Source organism: Nonomuraea sp. NPDC003201 (genome assembly GCF_053590415.1).
Window position 1 is genome coordinate 1 of sequence record NZ_JBSFTC010000774.1, and the last position, 1,138, is coordinate 1,138.

The 1,138-nt window shown below is 74.4% G+C and carries 2 protein-coding genes; one reads left to right on the forward strand and one right to left on the reverse strand.

Annotated features, from left to right (window positions below; translation table 11 throughout):
• Positions 1 to 761: hypothetical protein (locus ACWDX9_RS63555; protein ID WP_449973493.1), on the forward strand; the 761-nt coding region annotated here is incomplete at its 5' end.
• On the opposite strand, the gene ACWDX9_RS63560 is transcribed toward ACWDX9_RS63555, so the two are convergent.
• Positions 758 to 1,138, reverse strand: a 381-nt coding sequence (locus tag ACWDX9_RS63560) for a thiamine pyrophosphate-dependent enzyme (RefSeq protein WP_449973494.1), incomplete at its 5' end; no start/stop codon positions are given. The two genes, ACWDX9_RS63555 and ACWDX9_RS63560, sit on opposite strands and share 4 nt — an antisense overlap.

Here is a 1,138-nt window from a genome sequence, read left to right on the forward strand (position 1 = left end):
CCGTCTTCAAGGAGGGCGTCGAGAAGCTCTCCGACCTGTCCTCGGGGATGATCCTGGAGGGCGTGGTCACCAACGTCGCCGGCGTCCTGGCCGGAGCGCTCGACGGCGCCCAGGGGCTGTTCCTCATGCCGGGCTACGCGGACATGCCCGGGCTGCTGGCCCTGGCCCGCGACGCCGGCGTGCGGCACGTCGTGCTCCTGTCCGGCGGCTCGGCCGCGCTGGAGGACCTCGGGAACGCCGTCTCCCGCTACATGACGCTCTCGGAGCGGGACGTGCGCGAGTCGGGTCTGGCCTGGACCTTCCTGCGGCCCAGGTCGTTCATGTCCAACGCGCTGCGCTGGCTCCCGCAGCTCGAGGCCGGCGACGTGGTGCGGGTGCCCTTCGCGGAGGTGCCGGTCGCGGCCGTCGACCCGTACGACATCGCGGCCGTCGCGGCCCGCGCGCTGCTGAGCGGCGAGCACGAGGGCCGGATCCACGAGCTGACCGGCTCCCGCGCGCTGCTGCCCGCCGACCAGGTCGCCGTTCTCGCCCGGGTGCTGGACCGGGACCTGCGGTGCGAAGGGCTGACGAACAGCCAGGCGCGCGCCGAGATGGAGGCGGGCATGCCGGTCGAGTACGTCGACGCCTTCTTCCAGTTCTTCGTGGACGGCACGCTCGACGAGACGACGGTCCACCCGACCGTGGAGGACGTGCTCGGACGGCCGCCACGCACGTTCGAGCAGTGGGCGCGGGACCACGCGGACGCCTTCCGCAAGAGCTAGCCCGCCAGGTGAGTGGGGGCGAACATGCGCAGGGTCGCGGGCAGCACGACGACGCTCGGCCCCGGGGTCCGCAGCGCCCGCGCCAGGTCGCTCTCCAGGTCCTCCGGAGTGGTGCGCCGGGCCGGGACGCCGAAGGCCGCCGCGAGGGCGGCGAAGTCCGGCCTGGCCAGCTCGGTCCCCGTGGCGGCGCCGAACGCGTCCGTCATGTACTCGCGCAGGATGCCGTAGCCGCCGTCGTCCACGATCAGCCAGGTCACGTCGAGCCGGTGCTGGTGCAGCGTGGCCAGCTCGGCCAGGCCGTACATGGCCCCTCCGTCGCCGCTGACCGCGAGCACCGGCCCGCCGGTGGCGGCGGCCGCGCCGAGCGCGGCGGGCAG